The organism is Streptomyces doebereineriae, from assembly GCF_031845645.1.
In the GTDB taxonomy this organism is placed as follows: Bacteria; Actinomycetota; Actinomycetes; order Streptomycetales; family Streptomycetaceae; genus Streptomyces; species Streptomyces canus.
The window spans coordinates 102,485-121,591 of record NZ_JAVREZ010000028.1 but is presented as its reverse complement, the minus strand read 5'-3'; the positions used below and the strand labels follow the sequence as shown (position 1 = coordinate 121,591).

General features: G+C 69.1%; 15 protein-coding genes. 8 read left to right on the top strand and 7 right to left on the bottom strand.

Translation table 11 applies throughout. The features are described from left to right. Positions 1 to 251: 251 nt before the first annotated feature. Positions 252 to 1,043: a dioxygenase family protein gene (locus RNB18_RS46280; protein ID WP_311720178.1), complete on the bottom strand. Its 792-nt coding sequence runs from the start codon at positions 1,041 to 1,043 to the stop codon at positions 252 to 254. 117 nt (positions 1,044 to 1,160) lie between these two features. Between RNB18_RS46280 and RNB18_RS46275 the strand changes: the two genes are divergently transcribed. Beyond that, positions 1,161 to 1,670 carry a MarR family winged helix-turn-helix transcriptional regulator gene (locus RNB18_RS46275; RefSeq protein ID WP_311720177.1) on the top strand — a complete coding sequence of 170 codons (510 nt, stop codon included), beginning with the start codon at positions 1,161 to 1,163 and terminating at the stop codon, positions 1,668 to 1,670. A gap of 106 nt (positions 1,671 to 1,776) precedes the next feature. On the opposite strand, the gene RNB18_RS46270 is transcribed toward RNB18_RS46275, so the two are convergent. Together RNB18_RS46270 and RNB18_RS46265 are read right to left on the bottom strand one after the other, a co-directional pair. Continuing rightward, positions 1,777 to 3,318, bottom strand: coding sequence for an MFS transporter (locus RNB18_RS46270; RefSeq protein ID WP_311720176.1), 1,542 nt, complete (start codon positions 3,316 to 3,318; stop codon positions 1,777 to 1,779). Between the two features lie 132 nt (positions 3,319 to 3,450). Further along, on the bottom strand, positions 3,451 to 4,095 hold the full coding sequence (locus tag RNB18_RS46265) for a TetR/AcrR family transcriptional regulator (protein WP_311720175.1): 645 nt from the start codon (positions 4,093 to 4,095) through the stop codon (positions 3,451 to 3,453). A gap of 254 nt (positions 4,096 to 4,349) precedes the next feature. Between RNB18_RS46265 and RNB18_RS46260 the strand changes: the two genes are divergently transcribed. Next, positions 4,350 to 5,627 (top strand): M6 family metalloprotease domain-containing protein, encoded by a 1,278-nt coding sequence (locus tag RNB18_RS46260; protein WP_311720174.1) that lies wholly within the window; start codon positions 4,350 to 4,352, stop codon positions 5,625 to 5,627. Positions 5,628 to 5,723: 96 nt separating this feature from the next. After that, complete coding sequence (locus RNB18_RS46255) at positions 5,724 to 7,349, top strand: IclR family transcriptional regulator domain-containing protein (protein WP_311720173.1); 1,626 nt, start codon at positions 5,724 to 5,726, stop codon at positions 7,347 to 7,349. Positions 7,350 to 7,359: 10 nt separating this feature from the next. Here RNB18_RS46255 and RNB18_RS46250 read toward each other — a convergent pair whose 3' ends face one another. The 3 genes from RNB18_RS46250 to RNB18_RS46240 form a co-directional block, all read right to left on the bottom strand. Continuing rightward, a complete protein-coding gene (locus RNB18_RS46250) occupies positions 7,360 to 8,055 on the bottom strand; it encodes a TetR/AcrR family transcriptional regulator (protein ID WP_311720172.1) in 696 nt (231 codons plus the stop codon). Between the two features lie 64 nt (positions 8,056 to 8,119). Further along, complete coding sequence (locus RNB18_RS46245) at positions 8,120 to 8,833, bottom strand: SDR family NAD(P)-dependent oxidoreductase (protein WP_311720171.1); 714 nt, start codon at positions 8,831 to 8,833, stop codon at positions 8,120 to 8,122. 27 nt (positions 8,834 to 8,860) lie between these two features. After that, positions 8,861 to 9,742 carry a helix-turn-helix transcriptional regulator gene (locus RNB18_RS46240; protein ID WP_311720170.1) on the bottom strand — a complete coding sequence of 294 codons (882 nt, stop codon included), beginning with the start codon at positions 9,740 to 9,742 and terminating at the stop codon, positions 8,861 to 8,863. 163 nt (positions 9,743 to 9,905) lie between these two features. Between RNB18_RS46240 and RNB18_RS46235 the strand changes: the two genes are divergently transcribed. Both RNB18_RS46235 and RNB18_RS46230 read left to right on the top strand, forming a co-directional pair. Then, positions 9,906 to 10,928 carry a zinc-dependent alcohol dehydrogenase family protein gene (locus RNB18_RS46235; protein ID WP_311720168.1) on the top strand — a complete coding sequence of 341 codons (1,023 nt, stop codon included), beginning with the start codon at positions 9,906 to 9,908 and terminating at the stop codon, positions 10,926 to 10,928. A gap of 59 nt (positions 10,929 to 10,987) precedes the next feature. Next, positions 10,988 to 11,857 (top strand): aldo/keto reductase, encoded by an 870-nt coding sequence (locus RNB18_RS46230; protein ID WP_311720167.1) that lies wholly within the window; start codon positions 10,988 to 10,990, stop codon positions 11,855 to 11,857. A gap of 162 nt (positions 11,858 to 12,019) precedes the next feature. Here the strand turns inward: RNB18_RS46230 and RNB18_RS46225 are convergent, their stop codons facing one another. Beyond that, the gene (locus RNB18_RS46225) at positions 12,020 to 13,447 is read right to left on the bottom strand and encodes an esterase/lipase family protein (RefSeq protein ID WP_311720166.1); all 1,428 of its coding nucleotides are present in this window, start codon (positions 13,445 to 13,447) and stop codon (positions 12,020 to 12,022) included. Positions 13,448 to 13,515: 68 nt separating this feature from the next. Between RNB18_RS46225 and RNB18_RS46220 the strand changes: the two genes are divergently transcribed. From RNB18_RS46220 to RNB18_RS46210, 3 genes are all read left to right on the top strand, one after another. Beyond that, positions 13,516 to 15,684 carry a hypothetical protein gene (locus RNB18_RS46220; protein ID WP_311720165.1) on the top strand — a complete coding sequence of 723 codons (2,169 nt, stop codon included), beginning with the start codon at positions 13,516 to 13,518 and terminating at the stop codon, positions 15,682 to 15,684. Continuing rightward, positions 15,671 to 18,028: a WD40 repeat domain-containing protein gene (locus RNB18_RS46215; protein ID WP_311720163.1), complete on the top strand. Its 2,358-nt coding sequence runs from the start codon at positions 15,671 to 15,673 to the stop codon at positions 18,026 to 18,028. The genes RNB18_RS46220 and RNB18_RS46215 overlap by 14 nt, the downstream gene beginning before the upstream one ends. Before the next feature lie 218 nt (positions 18,029 to 18,246). Then, the gene (locus tag RNB18_RS46210; protein ID WP_311720162.1) at positions 18,247 to 18,933 is read left to right on the top strand and encodes an RES family NAD+ phosphorylase; all 687 of its coding nucleotides are present in this window, start codon (positions 18,247 to 18,249) and stop codon (positions 18,931 to 18,933) included. Positions 18,934 to 19,107: the final 174 nt, after the last annotated feature.

Sequence of the window (19,107 nt, the reverse complement as noted above, 5' to 3'; positions counted from 1 at the left end):
CGCTCCCCCTCCCGCCAGGCCGAAAACCCCCGTCACGGCAGTCAACGAGCAACCCCGGAAAAAGTCACCCATTCGACCCAGGAACTCCCGTTCCCGTCCCGACAGCAAAGGACCACAGGACATCCCAGGCCGGAGGAGACTCTCGACGCACAACGGAACATGCGCATCCAGCACGGGCACTCACCCACGCTCACCAGAAGTCACTCATACTCGGCAAACCGGCAACAGTTCCCGACCCCCGCGAGAGGATGTCAGCCGAACTGCACCGACCGCTTCGCCATCCCCATCCAGAATCCGTCGATGACGGACTTCTGCGCGTCCAGCTCGCCGCTCACGTCCGCCGCGCCCATCGTCACGAACAGCGGCGCGAAGTGCTCGGTGCGCGGATGGGCGTAGCGCCCGGCCGGAGCCTTGTGGAGGAAGTCCAGCAGGGAGTCCACGTCCCGCGCCTCCAGTGCCCGGCGGCCCCAGTCGTCGAACTCCGAGGACCAGGTGGGCACCCCGGAGCCGGCGTGGCGCAGGGCGGCGAGGTTGTGGGTGAAGAAGCCGGAGCCGACGATCAGGACACCCTCGTCGCGCAGCGGGGCGAGCTTGCGGCCGATCTCCATGAGCCTGACCGGGTCGAGGGTCGGCATGGAGATCTGCAGGACGGGAATGTCGGCCTCGGGGAACATCTCGACCAGCGGGACATACGCGCCGTGGTCCAGTCCGCGGTCCGGGATGTCCTGTACGGGGATACCGGGGGCGCGCAGCAACTTGCGTACGGACTCGGCGAGTTCGGGGGCGCCGGGGGCGCCGTACGTCACCTTGTAGTAGTGCTCGGGGAAGCCCCAGAAGTCGTAGACGAGCGGGACGGTCCGTACCGCGCCGAGGGCGAGGGGGGCCTCCTCCCAGTGGGCGGAGACCATGAGGATCGCCTTGGGGCGGGGCAGGTCCGCGGACCAGGCGGCGAGCTCGCCGGGCCAGATCGGGTCGTCGGCGAGCGGCGGGGCGCCGTGACTCAGATAGAGGGCGGGCATGCGCTCCAGCGTGTCGGCGGACATGGCGGGGACTCCTCCGGTACTTCCGATGCGGGTAATGCTTAAAATTTAAAGCTTCTAGAGATGACTGTACGCCTCATTTGTTTAAGCTTCAAGGAGAGAGCTCGTAGAGTGGGATACATGAACACGGCATCCGTCCCCGACGAGGAGCCCCAGTGGCTCGACGACGAAGAGCAGCGCATCTGGCGTTCCTATGTGCACGCCACGACCCTCCTCGAGGATCATCTCGACCGCCAGCTCCAGCGGGACGCGGGCATGCCGCACATCTACTACGGGCTGCTCGTGGGGCTGGCCGAGGCCCCGCACCGGCGGCTGCGGATGACCGAGCTGGCGATGAGGGCGAAGATCACCCGGTCCCGCCTCTCGCACGCGATCGCCCGCCTGGAGCGCAACGGCTGGGTGCGCCGGGAGGACTGCACGGACGACAAGCGCGGCCAGTTCGCGGTGCTCACGGACCCGGGCCTGGAGATGCTGAAGGGCGCCGCGCCCGGCCATGTGCGGGCCGTACGCAACGCCGTCTTCGACCGGCTCACCCCGGAACAGCAGAAGTCCCTCGGCGAGATCATGCAGATCGTCGCCGAGGGACTCCAGCCGAACGAGGCGGGCGCGGATCTGCCCTGGCTCCGCTGAGCCGCTCACTCAGCAGGACCAGGGCAGTTCCTGGGGTCGTACGTACGGGGCGTCCCCTTCCCCGTACGTACGTGGTTCTCGAAGGGGTACGACCGGCCGGTCGCCGTCAGTGGGCGACGACCGGGATCGCCAGCTCCTCCTCGGCGCCCTCTCCGGACCCGGCCACGGTGGCCGTGTCCGTGCGGCCGGCGTTGACGAGGGTCACGACGATCACCGCGGCGAGCACCAGCATGCCGACGGCGAACCAGATCGCGTTGGTGTAGCCGTGCACCTGGCCCTCCAGCGTCACCAGCTGCTGCTGCGACCGGGAGGTCGCGGAGCCGATGTGGTCGGCGATGTAGGAGGTCGTGGCCGACGCGGCGATCGTGTTCAGCAGGGCCGTACCGATCGCACCGCCCACTTGCTGCGAGGTGTTGACCATCGCGGAGGCGACACCGGCGTCCCGGGGCTCGACGCCCAGGGTGGCCAGGGACATGGCGGGCATGAACGCCGTACCCATGCCGAGGCCGAGCAGCAGCATCGCCGGCAGGATGATCGAGGCGTACGACGAGCCGATCTCCAGCTGGGTCATGAGGAGCATGCCGACCGCGGCGACCAGGAAGCCGGGGCCCATCAGCAGCCGCGCCGGGACGCGGGTCATCAGGCGGGCGCCGATCTGGGTCGAGCCGACCATCATGCCGACGATCATCGGCATGAAGGCGAAGCCGGTCTTGATCGGCGTGAAGCCCTTCACGATCTGGAGGTAGTAGGTGAGGAACAGGAAGGTGCCGAACATCGCGATGATCGCGATACCGAGCGAGAGGTAGATCCCGCCGCGGTTGCGGTCGGTGATGACGCGCAGCGGCAGCAGCGGGGCCTTGGTACGGGCCTCGGTGACGACGAACGCGATCAGCAGGACCGCGGAGGCGACGAACATGCCCACGGTCATGGCGTCGCCCCAGCCGTTGGACTCGGCGCGGGTGAAGCCGTAGACCAGCGCGACCAGGCCCAGGGTGGACAGCAGGACGCCGGGGATGTCGAGCGGGTTGCGGTTGCGGCTGCCCTCGGGCTCACGGATGACGAAGTACGCGCCGAGCGCGGCCACGATCGCGAACGGGATGTTCACGAAGAAGGTCCAGCGCCAGTCCATGTACTCGGTCAGCACACCGCCGAGGATGAAGCCCACGGCTCCGCCGCCACCGGCGATCGCGCCGTAGATGCCGAAGGCCTTGGCGCGCTCCTTGGCGTCCGTGAACATCACGGCGAGCAGGGAGAGCGCGGCGGGCGCGAGCAGCGCGCCGAAGACGCCCTGGAGGGCACGGGCGCCGAACATCATGGCGCCGCTGGTGGCCGCGCCGCCCAGTGCGGAGGCCAGCGCGAAGCCGATCAGGCCGACCACGAAGGCGTTCTTGCGGCCCCACAGGTCGGCTATGCGGCCACCGAAGAGCAGGAGGCCGCCGAAGGCGAGGGCGTAGGCCGTGACGACCCACTGACGGTTGCCGTCGGAGATGCCCAGGTCGGTCTGGGCGGACGGCAGGGCAATGTTCACGATGGTGGCGTCGAGGACGACCATCAGCTGGGCGAGCGCGATGAAGACGAGCGCTTTCCAGCGGTTGGCGTCACCGGACGTGGCCGGTGCGCCGGGTGCCTTTGCGGCTGTGTCAGACATGGGGGTACCCACTCCGGTACTTCGGGACGGAAAAAAGATGTCTTGAGGGGACGGTCCGTCTTCGGTGACGGCCGGTCGAAAGTCTTTGTAGCTGACTGCTCTCGCGCTCTGAACTAATCGGTTCTCGTCGGATCAGGCCTGGCGGAGGTCCTCCATGGTCAGCGCCGCACCCGGCAGGTGGGACCGGGCCGGGGCCCGCAGTCCGTCCAGGAACAGCTGAAGCGTGCGGTGCACGAACCCGTCGAGGGTGAGGCAGCCGGTGCCGGCCGGGGGCCGGGACAGCTGGGCCACGGCGACCATCAGGTCACCGACGCTCACGTCGCCGCGCAGCTGACCGGCCGCCCTGGCCCGGTCCATGAGCTGCTCGACGAGCTGCTCCATGCGTTCGCGTGCGGCCACCAGGTCGGGGTGGTACTGGTCGAAGGTGCCCTGCACCATCGGGCACAGTGCGGTGATCCGCTCATCGGCGGCGGTGTGCACGAAGCGCTCCAGCGCGCCGAAGGCGTCCCCGGTCGCCGCGAGCGCGAGCTCGGCCGCCTCCGCCGTCCGGTCCATGACGGAGCAGACGACCTCACGGACGAGCGCGTCGCGGTCGGGGAAGTTGCGGTACACCGTGGCGTTGCCCACGCCGGCCCGGCGGGCGATCTCGTCGAGCGGCACGTCGGGGCCGAACTCGGTGAACATCTCGCTGGCGGCGGTGACGATCCGCTCGCGGTTGCGCAGGGCGTCGGCGCGGGGCCGGGGCGCCTTGCGCTGCGCGGTCGTCGTGGCGGTCACGGTGTGCTCCCCTCGGGGTCTGGTTTCCGCGATCCGGGGATTCGGTCCCCGTTTCGCTCGGACACACGTCTAAACGGGGAGACGCTCCCCGGTTATTTCGGGTTGAGGAGAAATCATGTTGTGACCTGAGTCACAGATCTGGCGGTACCCACGTTCGGTCTCCTCCAGCGCGCGTCGGCCCCTCCCCCGGCAGAGGGTGATCGAGAAGGTGCAGCCTTCCGACCAGCGGCTGCCGCGCTCCGAAGGGTGCCCGCATGCCGTGGACGAGTCGTCGCATACGCCCGCGCCGTGCCGCCGCCCTCGTGTTCGTGACCACGCTGACCCTCGCGGTCAGCACCTCGGCCGGCACCGAGCGCCTCGCTCCGGGTGCCACGACCGCCGGTCCGATCGCCGTGGCCCGCTCCGATGCCCACGACGCCTGTCTGATCAGCGGCGGCCCGGCGGTCCAGATGTCCGAGGGCCTGCCCACACCCGGCGGCTACTCCCGCTCCACCGGCACCGTCCGCGCCCTCACCCTGATGATCGACTTCTCCGACGCACCCGGCTCCGGGCCCGCGCTCGACCGATTCCGCGAGTTCTTCCCGCAGACCCAGGACTGGTTCCGCACCAGTTCCTACGGCCGTCTCGACTACCGACCCGAGGCCCCGATCACCGACTGGCTGCGCATGCCGAAGTCCTTCCGGGCCTACGGCATAGAGCGCGGCGCCCCCTTCGACCCGGGCTACCGCCGACTGGTCCAGGACATCGTGACCGCCGCCGATCCCCAGGTGGACTTCCGGTCCTACGACTTCCTGAACGTGCTGGTGACCCCGAACGCCGGTCCCTCCGCCCTCGACACGGTCCTGTCGGTGAGCTTCGCCGGCAACCCCGACGCCCCGGTCGCCGACGGCGTCCCGGTCGCCAACGCCTCCTTCGTCTACTCCCGCCAGGACGACGGCTCCGGCTCCTACGCGCAGACCGGCTACCGGGTCCTGCCCCATGAGAACGGCCATGTCTTCGGCCTGCCCGACCTCTACACCCAGGCGGGCGGGAGCGCGGTCGGCCACTGGGACATCATGAGCGAGGACTGGGGCGCCAACAACGACCTCCTCGGCTGGCACAAGTGGAAGCTGGGCTGGCTGGACGCGGCACAGGTCAACTGCGTGACGGAGCACGGAACTTCGGAGTACACCCTGACCCCGCTGGCCCGGGCAGGCCTCGGCACCAAACTCCTCTTCGTCCCCCTCGGCAGCCGCACCGGCTACGCGGTCGAACTCCGCACCCGCGAGGGCAACGACGAGACGGTGTGCCGGCCGGGGGTCCTCGTCTACAAGGTCGACGCGGACGTGGACACCGGGCGGGGCCCTGTGCGGGTGTACGACTCGCGGCGCAACAGCGGAGGGTGCACGCGGAGCCCCAACGTCCACGCGGAACTCTCGGACGCGTCGTTCACGGTCGGCGAGGAGTTCCGGGATCCGGGCCAGGGGGTCCGGGTGCGGGTGGAGGGGGAGGACGGGGACGGCGACTACCGGGTGCGGGTCACGCGGGAGTAGTCGCGGGGCGACCTGCCGAGTCGGGTGTCCGTGGGCGTGCCGTGACCGACGTTCGGATTACCGTAGGCGTCCCGCGACCGCCGTACCGGAGAACCGATGCCCGCTGACACGCTCACATCCCTGCCGGTGCCGGAGTCCGCCGTGCCGGCCGAGGCGGTCGCGCCGCTGATCCGGGGGGTCGGGGTGCTGCGGGAGCTCACAGAGGCGGGCGGGACGCTGAGCCCGAGCGCTCTGGAGCGGGCGACGGGTCTGGCGCGTTCCACGGTCGACCGCATCACGTCCACGCTGGCCCGCATGGGATACGTCCGCCTGGACGGCCGGGACGCGGTGATCACCCCCCGGCTCATGGAACTCGGCAACGCCTATCTCGCCGCCCTGCGCCTGCCCGCTCTGCTGTCCGAGCGGGCCGACGCCCTCGCCGACGAGCTGGACGAGTCGGTGTCGCTGGCGGTCGCCGACCGCGACGGCATCCGCTTCATCCACCAGGCCACCCGCCGCCGCGCGATGTCCCTGAGTTTCCGCATCGGGGACCTGCTCCCCGCCGAACGCACCGCGCCGGGGCCCCTGTTCGCGTCCGAGTGGACCGAAGCCGACTGGCGGGCCTGGCGCGAACGCCGGGCGGCGGACCCGCAGGACCGGGGCTTTCCCGCCGTACCGCCTCGGGAACTCCCGGCCGGGGAGGGGGAGTTCGAGGCGAAGGCGGCACAGGCGGCAAGGGACGGCTGGGCCCTGGACGACCAGTTGATCGAGCCGGGGCTGGTGGCGGTCTCCGTCCCCGTACGGGACCCGCGCACGGCCCGGGTCGCCTGCGTGGCGAACGTCGTGAGCCACACCAGCCGCCACACCGCGGCGGACCTGCGCGAGACCCTGCTGCCGCGGCTGCGGGCGACGGTGGCGGAGATGCAACGCGAACTGGCGTCCACCCCGGACCCGGACCCGGGCCCGCCCCCCTCGGGATCGGCCACGTGGATCGGTGCGGCCAAGCACGAACTGGGCCGGGAGTTCATCGAGTCCCTGGCGCGCGGTCTGACGATCCTGACGGCGTTCGGCGAGGGCAGGGCCGCGCTGACGCTGACGGACGTGGCCCGGGCGACCGGCCTGGCGAGGGCGACGGCCCGCCGGGCCCTGATCACCTACGAACACCTCGGCCTGGTCCGCCAGCAGCCGGAGTCCCGCACCTTCGGCCTCACCCCGCGGGTCCTGTCCCTGGGCTTCCCACCCCTCTCCCGTACGACCCTCCCGCGCATCGCGGCCCCGCACCTGGCCGACCTCTCGGCACGGGTGAGGGAGTCGACGGCCCTGGCGGTCCTGGTGCCGCCGAGGTCGGGCGAGGGGGCCGAGATCCAGTACACGGCGAGGGCCGTGTCCCCCCGGATCATGGGCGTGGACATCAGGACCGGCACGCGCCTGCCGGCCTCGGCGACCTCCCTGGGCCGGGTCCTGCTGGCCGACACGGAGGGCTCCGCCGACTCCGACCGCGTCCGCACCCAGGGCTACGCCCTGCTGGACGAAGACTGGGAGGACGGGCTTCGTACCATCGCCGTCCCCGTCCGCGACCGTACGGGCCGGGTGGTCGCCGCCGTGAACGTGGCCCTGCACGCGGCGGGCCGCACGGCCGAGGAATGCGTGGCGGAGATCCTCCCGGAACTGCGTCTCACGGCGACCCGCCTGGAGACCGAACTCCACGCGGCGAGCCACTTCACCCGGGTCCCCCTCCTCTGACGCCCCGAGGTCAGCCGCTCTTGCCCGACGGCGGTGCGGAGGTGCCCTGCCCGGCGCGGAGCATGGCCTTGTAGAGGGGTTCGTGCCCGGGTGAGGCGGGCAGGGGACCGCGCGCCGGGGCCTCGAGGGACTGGATGATCAGGGCGACGACGCGTCGCCAGGCGTCCGGGGCGGCGTCGCCGGTGGCGTTGACGACGCCGGCGTTGGCCATGTGGATCAGCACCAGGTCCGAGGGGTCGAAGTCCTCGCGCAGGCGGCCGGTGGCCTTGGCGCGGTCGATGAGGACCAGCATGGCCTCGTACGCCCGGTTGCGGCGCTCCTCCAGGACCTCGGCGGTGGGGAAGGTCATGGTCAGGACGTCGGCGAAGCCGCTGTCGGCGGCCTGCATCGCGCAGGCGGTCTCGATGTACCCGACGAAGCCGTTCCAGGGGTCGGGGTCCTCCAGGGCGACGGTGACCACGTCGACGTACGCACCCATGCGGTCGGAGAAGACGGCGTCCACCAGTTCCTCCTTCGTGGGGAAGCGGCGGAACATGGTCGCGATCCCCACACCCGCCTCGCGGGCCACAGAGGCCATCGACGCGTTCAGGCCGTCACGCGCGAACACCGTGCGCGCGGCGGCGATGATCCGCTCCCGGTTGCGCTCGGCGTCACTGCGCAGCGGCTGCACCGCGGGACCGTCTGAGTGCTGGGCGCCAGGGGTCATACCGGCCACTCTAGCAATCGGATTAACCTATCCATTTTGGGTCGTACGCCGCTTGCGACCCGCCTCAGCCGAGCGGAACGCCTGTGTGGCTCTCCAGGAACCGGATGAGCCGGGCCTGGAACTCTTCGTCCCGCGCCGCCGGGTGCGGTGTCTGCGTCCGCCGGTGGTACCAGTAGCCGCCGGTGCTCGGGGTCACGCCGTCGTGCGTGGCGAGCCACACCTGGGTCCGGTGCCCTTCGATCAGATCGTCCGGTGCGCCGGCACCGCCCATCCGTGTGGGCACCCACCCGGGGTCGACCGCGTGGCTCGTGGTTCCCTCCCACCGGGACGCGAAGGCGAGCGCGAGGGTGGTGACCCACAGCTTGCTGTCGTCGTAGGACGCGGAACCGGCGGCCAGCCGTCGCAGGTCGGTGGAGCCGCCGCGGTGCATGGAACTGCTGAGGTGGACGAGCCTGGCCGGCTTGGCCATCAGGGCCGTCAGCACATAGGGCGCGACCGTGTTGACCGTGCCCGCGTCACGGGTGTTCATGGTGCCGGCGTTGTGGATGACGGTGTCGAAGCGGCCGAACGCGGCCGCCTGCCGGGCGACGTCGCGGATCTCGTCGAGATCGGCGAGGTCACCCGTGACGACGCCCTTCCACCGGCCGGTGTCCTCCGCGTCGGCGAGCCGGGCCGGGTTCCGGACGTGGACGACCACGTCGTGCCCGTCGTCGGCCAACGCGCTCGCCGTGTCGCGCCCCAGCCCGGCGGCTGCGCCGGTCACCAGGATCAGTGCCATGTCGGTCCTCTCCGTCCAGCTGTGCCGTCAGAGGCTGTCGGCAGGGGCGGCATCGTCGTGGGAGGCGGTCCAGGAGGCGAGCAGGCGTAGGGCCTCTTCGGAGGGCGAGCCGGGTTCGGCGGTGTAGATGAGGAGGGTGAGGCCGGGTTCGTCGTCCGCGGCCGAGCCGTGCCAGGCAAGGGTGAGCTCGCCGACGACCCGGTGGTGGAAGCGTTTGATGCCGCTGCCGTGACGGCGCACGTTGTGGGAGCCCCAGCGGGTGCGGAAGGCATCGCTGCGGGTGGACAGCTCACCCACCAGGTCGTGCAGGTCCTTGTCGTGCGGGTTGCGGCCGGCCTCGGTGCGCAGCACGTCCACCGTCATGTCGGCGATGAGGTCCCAGTCCGGGTAGAAGCGGCGGGCCGCCGGGTCGAGGAACTGGAAGCGGGCCATGTTCGGCGGCTGGGTGCCGCTGTCGTACATGTCGGCGAAGAAGGCGCGGCCCAGTTGGTTGGCGGCGAGCAGGTCCTGGCGGCCGTTCGTCACGAACGCGGGCCCGGTGGTGACGGCGTCCAGGGCCCACTGCAGGCTTTTGGGCAAGGTCCGCTGCCGACTTGAACGTGACCGGGGGCGGGCAAGGGTGTCGGAGCCCTCCTGTGCCTGGGCCAGGTGGAGCAGATGCGCCCGTTCGACGTCGTCCAACTGGAGTGCGCGGGCGACCGATTCGAGCACCGCGGGGGAGACACCGGCCAGGTTGCCGCGCTCGAGCTTGCCGTAATAGTCGACGCTGACGTCGGCCAGCGTGGCGACCTCGCTGCGGCGCAGTCCGGGCACGCGGCGCCGGGTGCCGGCCGGCAGTCCGGCCTGCTCCGGGGTGATCTTGGCTCTCCGCGAGGTGAGGAACTCGCGGACTTCGTCACGGTTGTCCACACCCCTGACCGTACGACGTCTGCGCGGCCGTAGGGATGTACTGCCAGTACATGGTTCAACAGCAACTGGTTGACCAACCGGAACACCGGTTACCTGGATGCCGTGGCACCCAGCCCGCCCGGCCGTCCTACCCAGCCGGTCCCCCGTATGCAAGGAGCCCGCCATGCGCGGTGTCGTGATGCACGCCCCCGGTGACTTCCGGGTGGAGGAGCGCGAAGACCCGAAGATCCTCGAGCCGACCGACGCGGTCATCCGGGTGGCGGCGGCCTGTGTGTGCGGCTCGGACCTGTGGCCGTACCGCGGGGCCGAGCCCTTCGAGGCACGCTCCCCGATCGGCCATGAGTACGTGGGCGTGGTGGAGGAGGTCGGCAGCGCCGTCACCAGCGTCGAGCCGGGTCAGTTCGTGGTCGGCGGCTTTTCCGCTTCGGACAACACCTGCGCCAACTGCCGTTCCGGCTACCAGACTTCGTGCGTCCAGCGCGAGTGGATGAACGAGATGGGCGCCCAGGCGGAGCGGCTGCGCGTGCCGCTCGCCGACGGCACCCTCGTCGCCACCCCGGGCGCACCCGACGCCGACCTGATCCCGAGCCTGCTGACCGCCTCCGACGTGCTCGGCACCGGCTGGTTCGCAGCCGTCGCCGCCCAGGCGGGTCCCGGCAGGACGGTCGCCGTGGTCGGTGACGGCGCGGTCGGCCTGCTCGGCGTGCTGGCCGCCCGGCAGCTCGGCGCGGAGCGGGTCATCGCCATGAGCCGGCACGACTCCCGCCAGAAGCTGGCCCTGGAGTTCGGCGCGACCGACATCGTCACCGAGCGCGGCGACGCGGGCGTGGCGAAGATCAAGGAGCTGACCGACGGCTTGGGCGCACACTCCGTCATCGAGGCGGTCGGCACCCAGGAATCGATGCTCCAGGCGATCCGCTCCACCCGTCCCGGCGGCCACGTCGGCTACGTCGGTGTCTCCCACGACGTCACGCTCGACGGCCAGGAGCTGTTCTTCTCCCATGTGCACCTGCACGGCGGCCCGGCCCCGGTCCGCCAGTACCTGCCGCAGCTGATCGACCTGATCTGGACCCGGCAGATCGACCCGGGCAAGGTCTTCGACCTCACCCTCCCCCTCGACCGGGCCGCCGACGCCTACCGGGCGATGGACGAACGCAGCGCCATCAAGGTCCTGCTGAAGCCCTGACCTGATCCGAACACAGGGGGCCCGGACACACATCAACGCGAACGAAGAGCGAGGACACCATGAGCGATCCGACAGTCCGCCCCGTAGCGGCGAGCGGCACCTTCTCCATCGGCGGTGACCTGCCGGTACACCGGCTCGGCTACGGCGCCATGCAGCTCACCGGCCCGGGCGTGTGGGGTGAGCCCGCCGACCGCGACGAGGCGATCCGGGTGCTGCGCCGTGCAGTCGAGCTCGGCGTCACACTCATCGACACCGCCGACGCGTACGGGCCGTACGTCAACGAGAACCTGATCGCCGAGGCGCTCCACCCGTACGCCGACGACCTGCTGATCGCGACGAAGGGCGCGAACACCCGTCCGGGGCCCGCCCAGTGGGTACCGGACGGCCGTCCGGAGTACCTGCGGCAGTGCGTGGACGGAAGCCTTCAGCGTCTGAGGCTGGACCGCATCGACCTCTACCAGCTGCACCGGGTCGACCCGAACGTGCCACTGGCCGAGCAGGTCGGCGCGCTCGCCGAGCTGCGGGATCAGGGCAAGATCCGGCACGTCGGCCTGTCGGAGGTGACGGTCGAGCAGCTGGTGGAGGCGCAGCAGTACGTCCCGATCGTGTCCGTGCAGAACCTCTTCAACCTCGCCGAGCGCGGCTCCGAGGCGGTGCTCGAGCACTGCGAGCGGGAGGGCATCGCGTTCATCCCGTGGTTCCCGCTGGCGACCGGGCAGCTGGCGCAGCCGGGCGGCATCCTCGCGGAGGCCGCCGCCCGCCACGAGGCCACTCCCGCCCAGCTGGCACTCGCCTGGCTCCTGCACCGTTCCCCGGTGATCCTGCCGATCCCCGGCACCTCCAAGGTCGCCCACCTGGAGGACAACGTCGCCGCAGCGACCATCTCGCTGACCGACGACGAGGTCGCGCAGCTGAGCGCCCTCGGCTGACCGTGAACGGGGCGTCCGGCATGCGCTGAAGCGGACCGCATCTTCATGACGGTCGCGGAGCAACTCCAGGGTGGCGGGTGCTCGCTGACGCAGACGGCCGCGGTGAGGCGGGACGCGGCCGGGTGTGCGTCCGGGAGCCAGGCCGGCACCAGTTGGGTGGCTCTATTCCACTTCCCGCATGGCGCCGCCCTCACCGGCCAGCACAAGTTGGGTGATGGTGTGGCCGTCAGCGGTGCGAACCGTGACACGGTACAAGCCAGGAACATTCACGGTAGCCCTGGCCTTGATATGTCCCTCGCCCCAGCCCGCTTTGAGGACCCGCGAGTTCTGACCCGTGGCGTCGGCTATTTCACACCGGAGGCCGGCCAAGGAATCCACGTCGCTGAGCGTGATGTTCCAAACGGTTCCGACTTCTACCAGGTCAGGAACGTCCAGTCCGCAGCCGGGGGCGCCCTGAGGCGGGCCCAAGTGTTCGTCGTCCCGCAGCATTTCCGCTACGGCCTTGAGCGCGACGCGATCGGAAGCAACAGCTCCATGCTGTAGGGGAAGTGGTGTGACCGCGGGTCCGACGGCTGCGGAATCCTTGTAGACGGTGCCGTCGCCCTTGACGTCGTAGAACCTCAGGTCGCCGCGCGAGTCGCGGATGAAGTCACCACTGGTGTGCTGGCGGGCTCCGTGGTGATGCGGGTGAACCACGCCGTCGCGGAGGGTGAGACTCTGCATGGTGGCCTGGTTGGTGCCGGTCACCGCCCAGTGCCCGGGCAGCCTCACGTTGGCCTGCTTTTCTTGGAACTCGACTGCAGCTTGGGCGAGTTCGGCGTTACCGCCGATGCCTTTCACATCGCTGGGGGCGAGTCGACGGACATCGTTCCCGTCGATGAGGCAGGCGTAGTGCGGAAGAAGATCATGAAGGCCTGGCATGGTCGCTGAGATGGATTGCAGTTGCCGGTGCGGCAGCGGGACTGGGCCACCGCGCCCGGTGTTGAGGATCGCGGCTGCCTTCACCGCACCGTAGAAGGGCGTACCAAGGGTGAGTACGGCGCGGGTGTCGTCGGCCAGGGCGCCGTCGTGTGTGGCATCAAGGGCGGCCCGAGTGACGAGGCCTCCCATGGAATGGGCGACGAAGACGAGGCGTGCGGGACGCTCGTCGACACGGTTGCGCCGAGCGGCGTCATGAGCAGGATGCAGTCGCCAGGCGGTCAGGTGCCGGCGGGCGGCCTCGGCCAACAGGCGGCCGTTGACGGCTACAGGCAGGCGCCAGTCGTAGGCGAACTCCAGGACAGCGGCCGAATCGGCGACGCAGGCTTGGACCGCGTTGATCAGGTTGGTGTAGGGCTCGAACCCCTGGAGGTAGGGAGTCCAGGATGAGTGGCGCATCAGTTGAGTGGGCTTGATCCGGGTGGTCTTGCCTTCCAACTCCTCCGGAGTCAGGCGCAGCGGATCGAGGCCCTTGGGTCGTGTCCATGCCTTCAAGAGCCACGACACGCCGGATAAGCCCCAGACGGTCTTCTGGGTGACGGTGTCGTAGAGCTCACTGCCCATGATGCCCGGGACGATGACAACGGCGTCCTGGGTGACGTCGGCAGTCACAGCTGATGCGGCGGAGGAGTTCGCAGGTTCTGGCCCGTGGCGATTCATGGCTGTGAACAATAGAGAACATGCAGGGGGAGCACGGGGAGATTGGCTTAGTCGGGCAGGCCGATCCGTCGAAGGGTGAAGAGGGCGCAGGGCCGGCCGCGGGCTCACTGGTCATCGTGACGGTGGAGGACGGAGACCCCGAGTTCGCCAAGGCGATCGAGGAACAGCTCTCGGTCGTGACTGCGTGGTGGAAGGCAGGGCCGGCACCGGGAGAAGGGTTTGTACAGACCATTCTGCGTGCGCCGGAAGAACGTCACGATGTGGAGCGTTTCTTGCACAGCTCCGGCATCCGGGAGGCGGCAGAAGACGAGGCGCTGGTCCTCTACGTCACGTCACACGGCGCTGTCGGCAGGTCCACCAGACACTTTCTGCTTCTGCCCGGCACTGACACCGATCGGCTGCTGGCGACGGGCATGCCGACCAACGAGGTCGTCATCGCGGCTCTCGACTCGCAGGCTCGCCACGTACTCGTCATCGTCAACGCCTGTGAGGCAGAAGGCATCGATGTAGAGCTCAGGGCCCTGGCCCGCGACCTTGTCCGGCCAGGGACCCCGGAGAGGAGGCTGAACGTCGTGGCGACGACGGGGGCCCGTTCCCCGGTGTTGGGCCGCGAGTTCGCCGTCGTCCTGCGCATGGCCTTCGAGTGGCTTCAGGACGCGGCCGGTATCGCCCGTCCGCACCTGTCGATCTCCGAATTCATGCAGGCCCTCGAGCAGGCCACCGAGCGACTCAACGAAGAACGTGACCTCTCACTCGCGGGTCCCCGCACAGTTCTCCACGGCAAGCTCAGCGCCCCGACCCCTACCCTGCCCAACCCTGGCTACCGGCCCAAACCGCAGGTGGTCACGGAAGCCAGAGAGGAAGTCGCAGCCACGCCCGAAGAACTGGAGTACTGGCTGGACCGCGCCAGCGGCCGCGCCAGCCGCGACGATCCCGGCTGGTACTTCTCCGGCCGGCAGGAACTCAACCGCCGACTGGCAGCCTTCGTCAAAGGCCCCGCGGGCGTCCTCATCGTGACCGGCACCGCCGCCAGTGGGAAATCCGCGGTACTGGCCCGGGCAGTCACGCTCAGCGATTCCGCCTTCCGAGCGTCACCTCGCTACGCGGAGGCAGTGAGCAAGGCACCCGCGGACACCGTCCCGGACGAGGGAACGATCCACGTGGCGGTGTCGGCCCGCAATCGCGGGCCGCTGAGCCTGATCGAAGCCATCGGTACCCGACTGGGCGGTGAACGTGACCGCACGCAACCTGCGGCAGATGCTCTGCGGCAATGGCAGGAAGGACTGCGCACCTTCTTCACGACCCGTCAGAGGGGCACGGTCACGGTGGTCGTCGACGGCCTCGACGAATCTCCGGACGCCGGTGCCTGCATCCGAGATGTTCTCGTGCCTCTCGCCGGCTATGCCGACCGGCCTCGTATTGCGGACAGAATCTCCATCCCCGCGCAGGCTGCCGACTCCACGCCGGCCGAACCGCCCTCTGGCCACAGTTGCCTGCGTCTCCTCCTCGGGGTCCGCAGCACCAGCCCGGGCACGCCGGGGGCAGCCGTCGCCACCGGCCTGAGAGGGCTGTTGCAGGAACTCCAACTTGTCTTCCCGGCAGCGCAGGTGGTGCGGACGGATGGCGAGGGGGTGGAGGCGGATATCGCTGCCTATGTGACTGCTCTGTTGGCCGGGACGCCGTGGGGCACCGACCCGAAGATGATCGCCTCGGCAGCGGAGCATGTGGCACGTCATGCAGGTCGGTCTTTCCTGGACGCCCGCTTGGCCGCCGAACAGTTGCGTCGCAGCGACGGAATCACACTGCTTCGCGACCAGTTGTGGCTCTCGCGGCTCGACCGGGGCACCGTGGGCCTGTTCGAGCAAGATCTCAACCAGGTCGGCGATGACGGCCTGAACAGGGAGGAGGCGCTCGCGCTGCTGCGCGCCACCGCCTTCGGGCTGGGGCGCGGAATACCGTGGGCCCAAGTATGGCCGGCCGTGGCTTCAGCGCTGCTGCAGGCCCGTATCGATCACGCCGACGAGAAGATCCGACGGCTCCTCGAAGGCCGACTTGCCGGATACCTCACGCATGACATTGAGGATGACCACGTTGTGTACCGACCCGCCCACGAGCAACTCGGGGTGATGCTGCGCCACTGGCCTCAGCCGCCGCACGAGATGAGGAGGGCCTTGGATGAAACCGGATGACCGGCAGAGCAATGCCCACGCCGACGAGAAGCAGGCCCATGCACACATCGCGGCGACACTGGCACGTTTGGTCAAGCCTGATGCAGTGGCCGTGCCGCACCCCTATCTGACCCGGCATCTGGCTCACCATGCCGCGCTCGGCGAGGCGCTGGATGACAGCCACGTGCCGCCTGGCCTGCTGCCGTGGATCTCCGGCGACGGGGTCCGGGGACTTCTCGGTCGCTCGCACGCCCACCGAACGGACCGGGCGTGGCTCACCGCATGGGCTGCCATCGAGCCCTACGTCCAGGACGCGGATCTCCCCTCCCGCTGCTCGAGTCTGCATCTGGCCTACACGGCCTTGCAGTTTCCCGGTGTTCCTCGTCAACGCCTGCCTCAGGAAGCCGCAGAGTTCGCGGGCTCCCGTCTGTGTGTCCTCTGGTCACAATGGGCGCCGCCCTCCAACGTACTCGCGACACTCAGCCGTCGCAGTCTCTCGCTGGCCACGGCCGGAGGTCCCGGTGGTGCTGAACTGCTGGCTGTGGGCACTGTGTCGGGCGGCATCGAGCTCATCGACATGGCTACCGGTGCATCCGTCGGGGATCGGATTCCCGCACACGACGGCGACGTGCGGTGCCTGTTCTTCGTGGCGCGCTCCACCCACGGTGGAGCGCTTGTCTCTGGCAGCGCCGACGGCACGGTACGCGTCTGGGACACGATCCGAGGAACGCTGCTTGACCATATGACGTTCGGGGGGCGGACCTGGACCGCTGCTGTCACCGGATACCACAACGACGCAGGGACCTTGACCGTCGCAGCGATCAACGGTGACGGCGCGGTGAAACTCTGGCGCGAGCACTCGGAGGGACTCCACCTGGCCGACATGAGCGCTCACCCGTTGGAACGGGCCGCATTCGCACTGGCCTTCGCCGTGGGCCCCGGCGGTCGACAGCTGCTGCTCGGTGCCGGCCACACGCTGAAAGTCTGGGACACCGCGGATCACCGATTACTGCATGAGTACCCAGTCGGCACTCCGGTCAGGTGCCTGACTGACACGACCTTGCCGGGCCGGGTCGCAACCGGCCACAGCGACGGCTCCATCACCCTGTGGGATACGGACTCAGGCCCCCAAGCCACCTTCCAAGGGGAGGGAGAGCCCGTCACCGCCCTGGCGGCATTGCGCATAGACGGCTCGGACCTGCTCGCCGCAGCCGGCTCAGGATCAACGATCGACCTGTGGGACATGAACACCAGGCACAGGACTGGTCAGCTCACTGGACACACAGACACCGTGACAGCCCTGCGCACGATCTCGGCCGACGACTGTGACCAACTCGCCTCCACCGCTCGGGACAACACCGTCAGGCTCTGGGACACGCCTGCCATCCGCCACGCGATCCGGGGCACCGCCACAGCCCCCGCCGCCGTAGCCGCGGCAATCGCTCCGGAGTCCGTTGCCACCCCGCACGTGGCCGTCAACTACAGCACCGCACAGACCCAGGTCTGGGACACCCTCAGCGGGACGGTCACCGGCTCGTTCGGCAGAGACTCGAAGCATGCCTCGTCCGCACTCAGCTGGGCACCGGAGAACGAGGGCCGCCGCTTACTCCTCTGGGCGGCATCCGACCACAGCATCAGGTCCTGGGACCCTGTACGCGGTACTGCTGCCGGCATCCTTCTCAAGGGGCACTCCCAGCCCATACGCGCCCTCGCCTCGACCGCGGCCTGCGATGGACGGCGGTTGGCCATCAGCGGCGACGATTTCACAGTCCGGCTCTGGGACCTGGACAGAGAACGACCGCTACAGCTGTGGCGGCATTCCTACACGGTCCGAACCGTGTCGGCGGCGTCCGACGGAGTCAGCGCAGACTGGTTCGCTTCTGGCAGTACGGACGGGACGGTGCGCCTGTGGGACGCCACGGACCATGCGCCCCGACACGTTTTCTACTGTCTGCAGGGAATCATCAATGCCGTGGCCATCAACGCAGGCACCTCCCTGTTTCCGCCTTTCCTCGCCAGCGGTGGAGATGACGGCACGGTGCGCCTGTGGGACCTGCGCGCCCTCGCGCCCATCGGCGAAAGGCTTCAAGGGCACACAGATGCCGTCGAAGCCATCGCTACCTGGACAACGTCCGCTGATGTCCCTCGCTCCTACGTCGCCAGTTCCTCTCGGGACGGCACGATCCGAGTCTGGGATGCGGCGACGTCTCGGTGTGTCCTGCAGCTGGCCACGGGAAATCCTGTGCACACGCTGTCCGTGCGCCTCTCAGGCACATCCGTCAACAAGGTCGTCCTCGCCATGGCGGGAGAGGCCGGAGTCGCCGTTCTCGAGTTGGACCTGGAGGACCCGTCGCCTACGAAATAGGCCGTGCGCCCCCTCAAATCCTTCGTGCGCCCCTCATGGGATCGGCAGGACCAGTCGCTCTTGTCTGTCCGGCAGCAGAAAATGATCGTTCGGCTGCGTTCAGACGCCCGGACATCCGGCAGTGCGTGCCGACACCCGTCCCTGCCGCGCACACGGCAAGCAACGAGCCAGACCCAGAACCCACACGTGCAAGTTCGTACCTGAGCGAGGAGCGGCCCATGAGTGAGGGCACACCGTTAGAGGCAAGTCTCATACCGGCACCGGAACGCGGGGTGTGGCGCCTGGGAAAGGCGGAGAACCCTCGCAAGTACAACAAGATCAGCCGGGAAGACGACAGCCGCTCGGGGGGCAACCGGTGGAGCCTGGTGAGCTACGGCACCTTGTACTGCGCTTCCGATCTCGACGGGTGCTTCGCCGAGGCGCTGGCTCCTTTCCGTGTGGATCCCGAACTGCGTGAATTCATCGGCGACGACTGGAACGAGCCCTACTTCATGAGTCCCGGCAACCTTCCCCAGGACTGGCGCACCCGGCACACGCTGGTGCGGTTACAGCCGGCCAAGGAGGCGCGATTCTTAGACGTCGACAACGAGCAGACGATGCGCACGTTGTCGAGAGAGCTCAAGGAAGAGTTGGCGCAGTTCGGCATCGCCGACCTGACCGCCGAACACATCCAAGGCACGAACCGCAGAGTGACACGCCAGATCGCCGCCTGGGCGATCGCGCAGCGCGACCCTCAACAGGGTCGGCTGATCCACGGGATCGCCTACCGCTCCCGCTTCGGGATGCGACAGTGCTGGGCCATCTTCAGCGATGTCGATCTGGAAGAGGTGGAGAGGCAGCCGATCTGGCCGGAGACTGAGGGGCTGCGGAGAGTCGCCGACGAGTACAGACTCACCATCCGCTGACGCCGCGACACCACACTCGCCATCCCCCGCTCGCACCCACCTTGAAACCTCCACCAATCTCGTAGCCCGAACGAAGGAAAACGTCAGTCACCACCTGACGCCATCAGACAACAGGGTGAAGTGAAGCCGCACGTCAGCGCCCCAATCCCGCTTCACTGAAGTGATCTTGACGAA